We start from the raw sequence: 13,830 nt of genomic DNA, 5'->3' as shown, positions 1-13,830 counted from the left end.
ATTTTTGGGGAAAGGAATTGTGAAAAATGAGCTTTTATGATTATTCCATTGCTTTTCAAGAGAATCAAGTGCTTAATTATAGCACAAACTTACACTATGTTTTGCACTGCCAGCAGATAGGAAGCCTGTCCCTTCCTTCTGGAAAAGTGATTGCACGAGACCCGCTTATCCATACCGATGGGTTGGTCCTTGATCCGGGCGTTTCGCCTGGCAGCTACCCGGTCTTTGTCACCACTGCTTTTCAAGATTGTGTCTCTGATATTGCCTTTGCGGCTCTTCGCTTCGCCCAGACCGAGCCGGTGCGTTGGGAACCAACACATGGGAAAGACGAGCAAGGGCGCCCCTATGGATATGGAGTCGACTCCGCAACCGGCAGCTTTATGGATAGTATCACTGGGGACATGATGAATCAACTGCTCTTAGATGACGACGAGCGTCTGTGGGGGCTGCATGAATTTCGACATGAACGACCATGGACAGAGTTTGTCTTACCACAAGAAAAAGACGCAAAAGTCTACCTCTTTCGCTTAAACGGGGACGGTGGCTATCCTTCCTACTATGGCTATGATGCACATGGCATGATTGTTTGCATTGTCACTGATTTCTTTGGGCTTGAACGTCAGGAAGTATCGCTCTGGCCCGCAACGCTGCCAGCCATCCCCACCGGCTTCGACGCTCAGTTTTTTACCTGGCTCAGCAAGATGAATAGCTTTCTGCAATTTCCTGGCGGCTGGGGTGAGAGAGAATCACTCTCACAGGATGATCTCCAGTTTTTGGAACACTCACAAGGGACCTTGCTCCCTGAAGATTTTCGCCTCCATTACCTGCACAGTGGTTCCTGGTTGTGTAAACACGAACCGTTGCAGGAGTGGTGGCCTCTTGTTGAGGCCAAGGCGAGAGCAAATCTCAAGACGGAGAGGCCTCTTCTCCCAGTTGTATGGGATTGGAATGGAGTCGCCGTTTGTGATGAGAAGAATCATTACAGCATCTATGAGCAACAGAATCAAGGATGGGACAGCCAGGATAGAGCCTTTGAGTATCCTGATCTCAAGACCTATCTTATGGAATTGATAATGCGAGACCTTGGTACGTTGAAAGAGAATCTTTAGAACAAGGGGAGATGAGGAGAACTGACCTTGCCTATCCGGAAAGTTTCGCAAACTGTATTGAGGTCAGTCAATCACCATCATTCTTTCAGCGACATAGGCAGTCCCGCGAGCGTTCCTATTTCCACTTGTCGAGTACTGGAATTTGAAGTGACGCTCATCTGTTACATCTATCAGATGAAGGTGCGGCAAGGATTTTTGCGTGAGGCAGCACCCAGGCAATAAACCACAGAGTAGCGGTTACAAGCGGGAGAAGAAGTGCTTGTAACCGCTACTCTGTGGTTTCTAATTGCTCACATAGTGCCAGGCCTACAGGTCAGGGTTATTCAACCTGAGCATGTGTTCTCCTGTCAGATGAACGTGCACTGCCCCGAGGTTCTCGTCCAGTTGTGTTGGGTTGCTGGCGGCGATCACGGGAATGACAGCGGGCGTACTCTGGAGAAGCCAGGCTAAGACGACCTGATTGGGCGTGACACCGGTTTCAGCTGCCACAGTTGCCAGTGCTCTCAGTCGAGCCTCAGTTTCACTTGAGTGATATTGTGGTGGCAACGTGATATCCTGGCGAGTGTATGCCCCAGAGAGGAGCGGGGAGTAGGCAAGCAGTGAAATATCCTCATGCTCCTGGCAATAATCCAGCAATTCCTGGGAGGCCGCAAGTTGGGTCTCAAACGTCGCTCCTGCTCTGGGTTGCAGGTAGCTATAGCGCTGCTGTACACAACAATAGGTGGCCCAACCATGCAAGTGGCTGAGGCTGCGGGCCTGCTCAATGCGCCATGTCATCATATTGCTACAGCCAATGGCACGAACTTTTCCGGCGGTGATGAGACGGTCAAAGGCGGTAAGCGTTTCCTCCAAAGAGGCTTGCCGATCGTCGATGTGTGCGTAATAGAGATCAAGGTAGTCAGTCCCCAGACGAGTTAAACTGCCTTCGGCAGCTCGCTCAATGGCGCGAGCAGAAAGTCCTTCCCAGCTTTCTCTGCCTCCACCAGGCTGGGTAGGTCGGGCTCCGACTTTGGTTGCCAGAATGATCTGATCCCGGTTCTTACGGCTCTTGAGCCAGCGCCCCAGGACCGTTTCGCTTTCATCGCCAGTCGCACCGTTGATCCAGAAGGCATAATTGTTCGCGGTATCGAAAAAGCGTCCTTCAGCCTCAAAATAGCGATCTGCCAGTTGATAGGCCATTTCCTGGGTCGTCAATGTGCCAAAGAACATACAGCCCAGGCAGAAAGCGCTGACATCTAAGCTGGTTTGTCCGAGAGAGATCTGTTTCATGGGTATACTCCTGATAAGAAGAAGTTATGCCTGGGCAGGTTCCAGGCACGTAGGGATACTGTATCCCATGAAACGTTTGTCCACATCCACCGGAAGAAGGATTTGCGCGATGGAGTGTGTTGCCAGTGGTTTTACCAAACATCCCAAACGGGAGGGTCTCTATTACCGTTCTCCGAAACTTACCCAAACATGGACAGTCCACATTTCGTGTTCGGTTCCTGCTTCAACCCTCGAGGGGGTACAACGCAGATTGCAAGCTTTTCGCTTGTCTTACACCTGCTCCACAGGCGTCACTTCCCGCAGAACTTGCGGTACGCCACGTTCATTGTGCCAACGCCGCGAGATTGTTGGCGGCATTGGCATCTCGGTCTTGCACGCTTCCACACTCCAGGCAGACAAAGACTCGATCTGAAAGGGTGAGCGATTCATTGATCCAGCCACACCACGAACAGGTTTTTGAGGAGGGTTCCCAGCGCGAGGCCAGCAGCACCTGCACCCCTACCTGTTCGGCTTTGTAGAGCATCTGCCGCTTGAACTCGTACATGCCCACATCGGCAATCGCTCGAGCCAGCCTGCGGTTCTTGAGCATGCCTGCAATATGCAAATCCTCTAAGACGATCACACGCGGCCGCTCTTGATCGGGCGCGGGTTCTCGCCACGATCTGGGCGGTTGCTTGGTGCAAAGCGTCTTGGCGCACGTTGGCGATCCGAGCGTGCATCCGTGAGAGGCGCAGCTTGGCTTTCTGGCGATTGCGTGATCCTTTGGCCTTGCGACTCTGGCGCCGCGAGAGGCGTTTTAACATCGTGAGTTTCTTGCGCAGTACCTTGGGATTCTCGAAGGTGCGTCCATCAGAGAGGGTCGCCAGCCGCTTGATCCCTAAGTCAACCCCAATCACGTCACCTGTGGCTGGCTGGGGGTCTTTCGCTTCCCCTGCTTGCTCGTGCACACAGATCGAGACATACCACCTGCCTGCTTGCTCACGGATGGTCGCACTGCTGATCTTGCCATCCAGAGGGAAATAGCCGTGCTCTTTGAGTCGGAGCATTCCCAAACGAGGCAATTGGATGGCACCCGCAGACACCCGAATGCTCCCGGTGAAGCGGGCACCACCGATGGCTTTCTTCCGGCTTTTGAAGCGGGGATAGCCACACGAGCCTTTCCATGCACCCCCCTTTTTGAGCCGGCACTTGCGAAAGAAGTGCTTGAAGGCGGCATCCAGGTCACGCAAAGCCTCTTGGAAGGCGCACTTGCTGACCTCGCGCATCCAAGGCTCAGAGGGCTTGAGAGCATTGATCTCGCGATGCAGATCGATGGCGGTGGGCGTTTTCTGCCCAGCTTTGTAGGCCTCTTGTTTGCGGCGAAGACCATAATTATACGCCCAGCGAGCGGCTCCAGCATGTTTACGGCAGAGCGTCTTTTGCCGATTATTGAGGTCAAGTTCGCCCCGATACCCACGGATCATCCGGTTGCGCTTCCTCCCTCTGTGTCGTAAGTAGAACAAAGATACCAGAAAAACACAGCTTTGGCAAGAGGAAGAGATGTCACTATTTGCCTACACCTATCTAAAGAAATAAAAACGAATTATTACCCCTCCACTGTCCTGGATGAGCTCGACGAAAAAACTTGCCGCACCCATCTGATGATGGGTGTATTGATTTTGACAACATTGAAGGCCAGTCACGCCGTTGATAAGGCCCATGCCTTCCACCTCGTTCAACACCATCTCACTCACATCCTACCCATCGCTCCCTCCCCACGCTCAGAAGGGTCTGCTCTCCATCTTCTCCCCCAATGCTACCAGCATACGACTGCTATGCTCAGCATCGAAGCTTTCACGGCAGAAGGAACCATCTGTCATTGACAAGAGCAAATGATTTGCATTAGCAACGAATCGGTAGACATACAGCGGAGAGGAAATTTCATGGACCCTATTGCATTCTGGGATCTGCTGCAAAAGATTTTCACGTCGCCCAACAGCCTTTTCGGGACTAGCACACTTGGGCCATTGGAGCCGCTGCTCATCACCTACCTGAAGAGCACGCCGGAAAACTTGACGGCTGGCAATCCGGTTGTTATTGGGGCATGGGGCACGATGCTCGCAGTTGCCGATGCCTTCTTTGCGCTCTTCATCATTGTGGGAGCTATACAGATCATGATTTCCAATAGCACAGGAACGCTCACGATTCCGCTCAGCCAATTTGTTCCAAAGATCATTACGACCGCTCTGATGCTGAATCTAAGTTACTTCTTCTGTCGTATGGTCCTTCAATTGAATAACGTCTTGTGCGGATCAGTAAATGCCAACCTGGATCGATTTTTTCAGACGATCAACAATGGTGCCAGGATCACCCAGGGGCAAAGTTTGCTGCTGTACCTTGGGATCCTTATTCTCCTCAACGTGCTTCTCTTCCGCTTACTCTTTGAAGCCTTCGATCGACTGGTACTCTGGAATCTGCTATTCGTCCTGAGCCCCATAGCCATCTTATTCTCGTTTTTACCACATACCTCGTCTGTCTTCACCTTTTGGGCACGCCTGTTTCTGGTCGTGACATTTACGCAGTTTGTCCAGTTTCTGGCCTTTGCCCTGGGGCTCGCACTCCTGGCAAGTTTTGGGCAAAACGGTTTTGATAGTCTGCTCCTGGCTATTGCCATGCTGTTTCTGGTCACCAAGATCCCGTCTTTGCTCGCACGCTTTTCGGCGATGCCTGTGCAAAGTGGGCAGGGAATCGGGCAAATGATCGGTACCATTGTGGTCGGTGCCAGATTACTCTCAGTCTAAGCTTTCAAACCCATCATCGAAAAGGAGGTTTACCCGATGAATTATGGAACACTCAAGTCGCTCAATGGCATTTTGGGCAATCTGCAAAAGGATGCCGCCGTCATTGGGCTGACTATTGCCGGCCTTATGATTGTGGTCTATGTCATCATCATCATGTTTGAGAATGATACCAATGTCGTCGCACACCAAAAGCGCTGGGAAAACTTACGCAAGGTGTTTCTATGCGCGGCACTTATCGCAGCGGCAGGGGCTCTCATTTCCTTTGGACAACAGCTTGGAAGTGCACTTCACCCTTGAGCGCCAGTGGATTCATAAAATCTGGAGCATTACAGAGAGGGTGGCAGAGCGCAATCGGCCATCCTCTTCACACAAGAGGAGCATCACATTCATGTCAGAAGCATCACAGAGGTCAATCTTTGAGACCAGTCCGCTTGTCAAAGAGGTCCCTGGACACCTTTTCACCTTTGAAGAGAAGATTTTTGGGATGAGCCTGCAACAATTGCTCACGGATCTGGGTGCGCTCACCGGCAGTTTTTCGCTGACTGGCTCACTCCCCTTGCTTCCCCATCTCATTGTCTGTGCGTTGATCACGCTTTCCACCATAGTTCTGGTGCATGGACGGGTCCAGGGTATGTCAATTGGCTACTGGCTCTATGTCCTGCTACGCGCAAAGATGCTTCCCAGGCGCACCACCTGGCAATCACAACACATCGAAAACCCAGCTTCACACGAAGAACCAGTTCCCTCTGTACAAGCCACCTGGATTCCGCTGGATACGATCCACAACGGCATCGCAGAGCAGAGCATCCAGCACAAGAAGACCACTGTGGTGCGTTACTGGATGGCTTATGAGGTTGAGGGGAAAAATATCTGCCTGCTTCCCGAGAACGAGCAACTCCGAGTGTTTCGTCGCTTTGAAGGATTTCTCACAGGCCTGGAGTTTCATCTCCACCTGCTCTCGCAGACCGAGCACATTGATCCAGTGACTGCGCCTGCACTCCTTGTACAGAAGGAAGCCCTGCCACAACTCTCAGGGACCCCTCATCTGCAGGCGCTTCAACGCGCAAGCGTACACGCTCAGGAGCAGCACATGCGCACCTGCACTCGTACACGGCACTTTCTCATTCTTTCCGCCTCAAGTGCAGAGATGGCATGGCACACGCCAGATGAGACATCGCGTTCCATTCTTTCCGCCATCTCACGCCTCCTGCTCTTTCGAAAAACGCCCCAGGTAACACGGACCCAGGTACTCGACCAGCTGCGCATTCGCGCCTCCATTGTACGCAAAGCGATTCAGCACCTGGATATGCGCATCTGGCCCTTGAAGACCAGGAACTCTTGCAGCTCTTTGCGCGCTGTCTGGCACCTGGCAGTCCAGAGCCCACCTTTATGCCAGAACTCGTCGAGACCACGCCCACACAGCAGCAACAGTCAATCCCCCCGCACACCTCGGAAAGACATGAACCGCAAGCAAGAGATCGCGTGTCATCGTCGATTACCTCCACCCCTCGGCGAAACTGCAAAATGCATCATCACCAAAAGACTCTCGCTCAACACAGCAGGCCGTACAGAACACTACAACCCAACACCGCTTTCCCAAACGACTCCAGGGGGTGCATGGGATGTTTTACTATAGCAGCCAACACGCCCAGACACGGCTCGAAGCAGGCACGCTTGCCGCCGCCGATCTGCTTGCCCCAACGAGTGTGACCCTGCATCCAGAGATCCTGGAAATCCAGGCAGGGCGGCATACCCGCTATCTCCAGCAGGTCACCATCACTGGCTATGGACATCACCTCCTCTGCGGGTGGGTCAACAACCTTCTTGATCTGGGCATTCCACTTCTTGTCTCGACCCATCTTGAACCCAACGATAGCCGCGCCATGATTCTCAAACTTGAGCATGCACTCACCAAACTCGAAAGCAAACGCCTCTCAGATCAGAAAACACTGCGCATTACCACTGTTGATCAGCACCTGGAAGCAGACCAGATTCGCCAGGTAACACGTGCCCTGGCGTCCAGACAAATGAAAATTTTTGATGTCTCCATGACTATCGGCGTTCATGCCGGAAGTCGTGAACGGCTAGAGCAACGCTCGCGCTATGTGCTTTCCCATCTACGGGAGATGCAACTGCAGGCACGGCCCGCGCTTCACCAACAAGATCTTGCCTGGCAGAGTTGTTTGCCTGTTGGCGTCGATCGTTTACAACACTGGGTCAAGCTCACCAGCGATGTGCTCTCGACAATGCTTCCCGGCACACGCGGAGTGGTTGGCACTCCCACGGGCCTGTTTCTTGGCTATACAGGCAGTGGCATGGCCCATCAGCCAGTCTATCTCAACCCGTGGTCCTCTCGCAAAAAAGTTGGCAATCCCCATATCGTCGTCATTGGAGACACGGGCCAGGGAAAGACCTGGGTTGGCCTGACCATTGCAACCGGCTTTCTTGGGCTGGGACTTGCTGATGTTGTGGTCCTTGATAAGGACGATGATTATCTTGCCCTCCATGATGCCCTCCATGGAGAAAGTCAGCGCTATAACCTGGCACGCAGTTGCCCGATCAACCTCTTTGATCTTCCCTTTGGGCCTGGGGCTATTGATCCAGATGATCCAGCGGACATGCTCGCGGAATTTTTCGATAACTCGCTCATGACTGGCCTCACCCTTCTGGTAGCAGAAGAGGATACCCCTCTTACCAGGAGCGAGGAAGCTTACCTGATGGCAATCGCACGGGCAACCTATGCAGACAAAGGCATCACCCATGACGCCCTTCGACGCCACCCGGAGACGGCTCTCTTCCCAGCCCCCACCCTTGCTGATTTCATCGCAATGATGCGCAGCATCCCAGCCTCATCGGAAAGCATGCGGCAATCACTGCTCGAACGCTTAGAAAAAGCATCCTACCTCTTTCAGGGTGGACAAACCAGCATCTCACTGGAAACGCCGCTGACCATTTTCTCGATTAAAGAGCTCCATCCTAAATGGTTTGCGCTCATGACCTACGTCGTACAGAACTTTCTCACCCGGCATCGAGCCCTGCGCCAGGACGACCGATATCTTGCCTACATCGTCGAAGAGGCATCGTATCTCCTGAAGCATCCAGCCGGGCGACGCTATCTAGAAAGTGGCAGCCGAGGCTTTCGAAAACTGGGGATTGCGCAGATCACCCTGAGTCAACATCCACAGGACTTTTTGGAGGCAGGGCAGGTTGTGCTCGCCAATGCAGGAACGGTCTTTTATATGGGTATGCAGCGCACAGCCGTCGAGAAATTGCACCTCCCAGAAGAATTAGAGCGCATCCTGCTCGAGGGGATCCCGGGTCAGTGCGTCTTACGCATTGGCAACGAATACGCCCCCATGACCATATGGTCCAATCCTGTCTACCAGGCCATATTTACCACCGACCCGGTCGAACGACGAGCGATGAGGCGCAAGGCACATGAGCAGCACCCAGGAAGGGCTTGAAGTCCTCCTCGTACAACCATGAAATGCGTCCATTCTCGATGAGCAAGGAAGGGGGGACACCGATGGAACACACAGCCGCGCTTTCATCAAGAGACCAACGCACCGAGCAAACGCACGTGGCACCAGACGGCGAGCTCGTGACACCGCCACTGGGGGCACAATACCTCCTCCTCATTACACCCAGCGATGAGGAGGAGCGCCAGGCATCGGCCATGGAAAACTTTTTTCAGGCCTGTGCCTCTGACGAGCCCTTTGCAGTAGAGCTCGTTGGGACTCGCAGAGAGCAAGGCTTTGTCCTGCGGGCCTCCTCTGCCGAACAGCTCCTTCTGCTCAGCAAACAATTCTCGGCACAGTATCCACAGGCAGACCTCTCGCGGATCGCGCCGGAAGCTGATCCCCTGCTTCTGCGCGAAGGGGAGCATGCAGTGATTGGGGAATTTGCCATGACCCACAAGCCCTGGATGCCGCTCAAAACCTTTAGCGGAAGGGAACTTCTTGAGCCTGGTGCAGACCCACTTGCAGGTATTCTCGCAGCAATGGAACCCCTTGGCTCTGGGCAACGCCTGATTGCGCAACTGGCGCTTCTACGCGCACCGGAGCACTGGATTGACCGCTATATCCGCAAATCGGTCGAGCATCCACTGCAAGGGGAGCGTGATGCTCGACTCACCGGGGCACGTGTGCCCTCCTCTGGCACCAACGAGATGCAGAAAACCCTCCTGCTAGTTGCGGCTCTCTTTGGAGCCCTGCTTGCCTATCGATGCTACATCACGCAGGCCTGGATCCAGCTCATTCTTCTCCTGGGGGCAGCTCTTGTCCTGGGGATCGCACTGCTCTGGTGGACGAGCACACATGCACGCCAGGAGATCTATGATATGCAACTGGTTACAGAAAAACTCTCTCGCCAGGCCTTTTACACCTCCCTGCGCGTCATTGCCATTGGGCAGCAAAGCACCTCAACCAAAGAGCAGTTACAACGCCATATCACGCGCCTTGCCGTCGCCTATCGACAGTTTACCGTACCTTCGGCAAATAGCCTCGCGCTCAAGCGCGTACGCTCCATCCAAACAAAGCAGACACGCGCCCGTCAGCTTGTTCATCCACACACGGCATTTCCCTATGCTCATCCACTCCTTCGCGTCCTGTATGGGGGCGTGCCAGGTCCAGATATCTGGAATGGGTTAGAGCTGTCCGGAGCCTTTCATCTGCCCCAGGCCTTTACGGATCTTCCCCTCGTCCGAAGGGTCTCTCTCAAGCAGCTCCTGGCATCACCAGAAATAGCACGACAGATGGAGCAGGCACGCGCCCCACTTCCTCCGGCCTTTATCGGGTATTCCAGACATCGAGGCTATTCGGTTCCTGTCTATCTGCCCTATGCCACGCTTTTTAGCCACAAGTTCCTGGTGGCACGTTCCCGCTATGGGAAGTCAACCTTGATGCAGCTCCTTATCCAGGCAGCCATGCAGGAAGTCCAGGATCACACGCTACAGCCAGGCGTGTTTGTGATTGACCCCCATAAAGATCTGATAGAAGACCTTCTCAAACTCATCCCGGCTCAGCGCGTCAAAGACGTGGTGCTTTTGGATCTCACCGATACAGACGCCGTCCCGGCGCTCAATCCCCTTGATGCCACCATGGGCTTTACCCGAGATCAGGCGGTGGCCAACTTGCTGGCAAGTTTTGAGCGGGTCTGGTCTGACTTCTGGGGACCAAGAATGGCCTATTTCCTCAAAGCCGTCTGTTTACTCCTCTATACGCTGAACCAGCAACGCGTGCGCCATGGGAAGGCCGATCAGCAATATACCTTACTGGATATTAATCCACTACTTCAGTATCGAGATTACGCCATTCAGGTCCTGCAAGAGCTTGATATGCGTGAAACCTGGCATCAGGAACTCTTTGCCTGGTGGGTCAATGTCTACTTTGCGCTTCCCCCTCAAAGTTCGTTCCGCAATGAGGTCATCATGCCCATTGTGAGTAAACTTGGCGTCTTTCATGATAATCAACAGATGCGACGTATCGTCGGGCAACCCATCACCAAAGCCCCTGTACATGTCGCCATTACTGAAGGCAAGATTGTGCTCTGCGCCCTCTCCTCACGCGATATGGATGATGCCTCAGTCAATATTTTGGGGAGCACTCTGATCAACCTGTTACACCGCGCCTTCCATGTGCAGCAAGATGTGCCATTACCACAGAGGCGACAGGTCTTATGTGCCGCCGATGAATTTCATGCTCTTGCAGGAGGGGACTGGGATCGCTTACTCTCTGAGGATGCCAAGTTTGGCTGTTCGCTCCTGCTGGCAACACAAAACCTCAAACGGCTGAACAAAATACGTGATGGCTTACTCGAAATGGTCTTTTCGAATTGCGACAACATGTTTGCCTTTAACGTCTCTGCCGCCGACGCCAAACTCCTTGAAGAGGAATTCCGTGGGGTGATTGAAGCCAAGGATATTCTCAGTCAGCCCAGGCTCCATAGTTATGCGCGCCTCTGCCTCCCAAAGCATCCGGTACAAATTGTCTCAGTCACGCTCACGCCACCTGCAAGCTGGGCCCATACGCCGTCGCAGGCACAGCAAGTTGCAACAATACGCCAGCAGCATCAGCAGCAGAACACATCAGCCGCTGACATTGACAGCCACTATGCCGACCATCTGGCCCAGTTTTTGGATATCACGCCACTTGCTCAAAAATTACAGCGTGATGCCCGCGACCTGAAAGCCGCGCAGACCAGCAAGCAACAGCGAGCGCATGCGGAACAGCTCGCCGCAGATGTCCAGGTGATACGGCAACAGCCCCAGGCACCACATTGGCAACAAGCGCAGACATCTTCTCCAGCCGACCAGTTTCCAAAAAACCGCGAACATGATGGGACCCCGGCATCGATAAGAAGTAGCCTCGCAGGAGGATCTGGGAAAGGAGCAGCAACGACACCGGACCAGGAAGAAGAGCACATCGACACGCCAGGCGATGGGAAGAGGAATCATCCACGCAGCAAGCGCAAAAAGCAGGCCAAAGAGCCTGTTGGCGTTGCGCCACCGTTTCCGCTTCTCCCCAGCGACCCTGAGCAAGAGCCAAATACCTCTCAACCTCGTTTCCCGATGCGGAGCGCTGGTGGAGCACTATCATGGAGGAGTGAAAGAGAGCGAGGCGAGTGATGGAACAAAACGATACTCCAAAGGAACCAATGGACATCTGGCCCCCGCTCTACCGCAGAGATCTCGAAGCCTTCCTGGCACAGCATGAGTATAGCGAGCGTCACCTTTTCCTGCTCTCCTGGCTCATCTGGCTCTCACTCCTCTCGCAGGAAGAACTCTTCCGTGTCCTCTCAGCGCACAGGCAAAGTTCGGTTGCAGTCATCTCCAGACACACGCTTGCTCAACAGATCAGGGCAATGACCAGGCTCAAGTTGATTGATACCATTGTCCTTCAAGAGCCTGAGCAGGGGAGATACCGCCGCTACTATGTCACCGATTGGGGGCTCTATCTCTACAGTGCAACCGTCATCCCGACTCCCCCTCTCACCCTGGCCCGACTGACCAAAGCCTATCCCGTCGAACGTGATGATCTTCTTGCGCGTCTCTCCCAGCCACACATCCACCTGACGCTTGCCGAACTGATCACCCGGCTTATCGCTGAAGCAGAGGACCATGGAGATCACCTGGTGAGTTATCAACAACCCTGGTCGCATATGTTCCACGTTGGGGAGCGACGCCAGCGTCTGCGCAGTGACGCCGCCCTCCTCATTGAGCATGCCGGGGCAACCTATGCGTTCCTCGTCCACGTGGATACTGGCCCCCATCACAGGGCAGAAAAACAGATCGGGGCGGATCTTCGCTCACTTCTTGATCTACGTGCAATGAGCCTTTTGTACCGTCAAAGCTGGCCCCATCTCCTGATCGTGACCACAGAGCATCGCCTCACACTCTGGGCATCGCTACTTGCCGAGAGTGCGCTCAAACGCACAACCAGACCGCTCGCAGGCGGTCTGACAACAGGCGAGGCAATGGAGCATGGACTCTATGCTGCTATCTGGCGCGACCTTGCGACTCTGGCACATACAAATAATCCCACGCACATCCCACTAATCGCCTTCCCTGCGCTTCTACGAGAACCAGCCTCAGAAGCACTTGCCGAATCCATCTCGCAACAACACACATTCTCTTCCATACGCCTGAAAGAGGCGGCACTTCCCCCTCCACATGCACACGAGCACCTGACACGCTATGTGGGCGAATCACTGCAAGATGAGGCCGCCCGTCTTGACAGAGAACAGATACAGCACTTCTTCGTCAGGCAAAGAAAAACGCAGGAGAGCGTGTATGGAGCAGGATTACTCACCCTTGCACTCACCGCTCAGGAGAAACGCCTGCTCGCCTTCGTTGCCCATCATCCTCTGCTCGACCTCCAGACCTTGCACACCCTCCTACGCCCTGATGGGGTACCTAAAGCGATCAAATCCACCCAACACGATATCACCCATCTTTTCAAGCAACACTTACTCGATGCACGGCTCTGGCCCACCACCAGTATGCCCCCACAAGAGCAAGAACGCTACCTGCTTACATCAGCGGCCTTACACTATATGGCTGTACGCCAGGGAGAGCCTTTGAGGTATTATGTTGTCCATCCCAAAAACCGCACGAGTGATGAGGAACAACTCTGGAGACAGTGGGGGGTAGCGGGCCTGGACCGTCAAAAAGGGCATACCAGCAGCCTCTACAGGTTCATGCGCCAGCTCCTCAAAGGCACACACGAGCGAGGAGAAATGCTCTACGAATGGAAAAACGCGCAGACCTCTATACGCTGGTATAGAGAGATGTTTCTGCAAGGCACAGGTCGTGCGAGACCAGACGCCGAACTCGTGTTCGCCCCATCCCCCACGGCTCAGCGGACCACTCTGCTGCTCGAATATGATCGCGGCACGACCGGAACACTTGAGTACCAGCGTAAATTCAACGCCTATCTTGATTTCCAACTCATCACAGGAAAGGCGCTCCCCCTCATTCTCGTCGTTACTCCTACACAAAAATCGGCCCAGAAAATTCAGCAGGTGCTCACCCAGCTCGGGAGCGCGCTACGCGTGGTGGTCCTTCTGGAGCAGGAGGTCCTCGCACAAGGACTCACTCTCGCATATAAGTCGCTGTACTCAACGTAGAGGGGAGTCAAAAAAACCTTTTAGGGACTCTCGAAAACTAAAATATC

Annotated in this window: 11 protein-coding genes; 8 read left to right on the top strand and 3 right to left on the bottom strand. The window is 53.9% G+C overall.

What is annotated here, in order from left to right; genetic code table 11:
* Positions 1-26: 26 nt before the first annotated feature.
* On the top strand, positions 27-1,109 hold the full coding sequence (locus K3T82_RS44075) for a DUF4241 domain-containing protein (RefSeq protein WP_220199802.1): 1,083 nt from the start codon (positions 27-29) through the stop codon (positions 1,107-1,109).
* A gap of 306 nt (positions 1,110-1,415) precedes the next feature.
* Here the strand turns inward: K3T82_RS44075 and K3T82_RS44070 are convergent, their stop codons facing one another.
* The 3 genes from K3T82_RS44070 to K3T82_RS44060 form a co-directional block, all read right to left on the bottom strand.
* Entirely contained in the window at positions 1,416-2,378 is a 963-nt protein-coding gene (locus K3T82_RS44070; protein WP_220199801.1) for an aldo/keto reductase, read from the bottom strand.
* A gap of 322 nt (positions 2,379-2,700) precedes the next feature.
* Complete coding sequence (locus K3T82_RS50745; protein ID WP_420799414.1) at positions 2,701-2,901, bottom strand: zinc ribbon domain-containing protein; 201 nt, start codon at positions 2,899-2,901, stop codon at positions 2,701-2,703.
* Positions 2,804-3,841, bottom strand: coding sequence for an RNA-guided endonuclease InsQ/TnpB family protein (locus tag K3T82_RS44060; RefSeq protein ID WP_220199799.1), 1,038 nt, complete (start codon positions 3,839-3,841; stop codon positions 2,804-2,806). The genes K3T82_RS50745 and K3T82_RS44060 overlap by 98 nt, the downstream gene beginning before the upstream one ends.
* A gap of 195 nt (positions 3,842-4,036) precedes the next feature.
* Here K3T82_RS44060 and K3T82_RS44055 point away from each other — a divergent pair, with 195 nt between their 5' ends.
* The 7 genes from K3T82_RS44055 (at position 4,037) to K3T82_RS44025 (ending at position 13,783) form a co-directional block, all read left to right on the top strand.
* Positions 4,037-4,240, top strand: coding sequence for a hypothetical protein (locus K3T82_RS44055; protein WP_220199798.1), 204 nt, complete (start codon positions 4,037-4,039; stop codon positions 4,238-4,240).
* A 60-nt stretch (positions 4,241-4,300) separates the two neighbouring features.
* Positions 4,301-5,158 carry a conjugal transfer protein TrbL family protein gene (locus K3T82_RS44050; protein ID WP_220199797.1) on the top strand — a complete coding sequence of 286 codons (858 nt, stop codon included), beginning with the start codon at positions 4,301-4,303 and terminating at the stop codon, positions 5,156-5,158.
* A 36-nt stretch (positions 5,159-5,194) separates the two neighbouring features.
* On the top strand, positions 5,195-5,455 hold the full coding sequence (locus K3T82_RS44045; RefSeq protein ID WP_220199796.1) for a hypothetical protein: 261 nt from the start codon (positions 5,195-5,197) through the stop codon (positions 5,453-5,455).
* A gap of 91 nt (positions 5,456-5,546) precedes the next feature.
* A complete protein-coding gene (locus tag K3T82_RS44040) occupies positions 5,547-6,794 on the top strand; it encodes a hypothetical protein (RefSeq protein ID WP_220199795.1) in 1,248 nt (415 codons plus the stop codon).
* The gene (locus K3T82_RS44035) at positions 6,781-8,622 is read left to right on the top strand and encodes a VirB4 family type IV secretion system protein (RefSeq protein ID WP_220199794.1); all 1,842 of its coding nucleotides are present in this window, start codon (positions 6,781-6,783) and stop codon (positions 8,620-8,622) included. Before K3T82_RS44040 ends, K3T82_RS44035 begins: the two co-directional genes overlap by 14 nt.
* Positions 8,623-8,684: 62 nt before the next feature.
* Positions 8,685-11,783, top strand: coding sequence for an ATP-binding protein (locus K3T82_RS44030; RefSeq protein WP_220199793.1), 3,099 nt, complete (start codon positions 8,685-8,687; stop codon positions 11,781-11,783).
* Positions 11,783-13,783 (top strand): hypothetical protein, encoded by a 2,001-nt coding sequence (locus tag K3T82_RS44025; protein ID WP_220199792.1) that lies wholly within the window; start codon positions 11,783-11,785, stop codon positions 13,781-13,783. The genes K3T82_RS44030 and K3T82_RS44025 overlap by 1 nt, the downstream gene beginning before the upstream one ends.
* Positions 13,784-13,830: the final 47 nt, after the last annotated feature.

The sequence above is a fragment of the Ktedonospora formicarum genome (genome assembly GCF_016587355.1).
Taxonomy (GTDB): domain Bacteria; phylum Chloroflexota; class Ktedonobacteria; order Ktedonobacterales; family Ktedonobacteraceae; genus Ktedonobacter; species Ktedonobacter formicarum.
This window is presented reverse-complemented; position numbering and strand designations above follow the sequence as displayed.

Coding starts and splice junctions, on each gene's coding strand:
- K3T82_RS44075 (WP_220199802.1), top strand. CDS start 27: ATGAGCTTTTATGATTATTCCATTGCTTTTCAAGAGAATCAAGTGCTT.
- K3T82_RS44070 (WP_220199801.1), bottom strand. CDS start 2,378: ATGAAACAGATCTCTCTCGGACAAACCAGCTTAGATGTCAGCGCTTTC.
- K3T82_RS50745 (WP_420799414.1), bottom strand. CDS start 2,901: ATGCTCTACAAAGCCGAACAGGTAGGGGTGCAGGTGCTGCTGGCCTCG.
- K3T82_RS44060 (WP_220199799.1), bottom strand. CDS start 3,841: ATGATCCGTGGGTATCGGGGCGAACTTGACCTCAATAATCGGCAAAAG.
- K3T82_RS44050 (WP_220199797.1), top strand. CDS start 4,301: ATGGACCCTATTGCATTCTGGGATCTGCTGCAAAAGATTTTCACGTCG.
- K3T82_RS44045 (WP_220199796.1), top strand. CDS start 5,195: ATGAATTATGGAACACTCAAGTCGCTCAATGGCATTTTGGGCAATCTG.
- K3T82_RS44040 (WP_220199795.1), top strand. CDS start 5,547: ATGTCAGAAGCATCACAGAGGTCAATCTTTGAGACCAGTCCGCTTGTC.
- K3T82_RS44035 (WP_220199794.1), top strand. CDS start 6,781: ATGTTTTACTATAGCAGCCAACACGCCCAGACACGGCTCGAAGCAGGC.
- K3T82_RS44030 (WP_220199793.1), top strand. CDS start 8,685: ATGGAACACACAGCCGCGCTTTCATCAAGAGACCAACGCACCGAGCAA.
- K3T82_RS44025 (WP_220199792.1), top strand. CDS start 11,783: ATGGAACAAAACGATACTCCAAAGGAACCAATGGACATCTGGCCCCCG.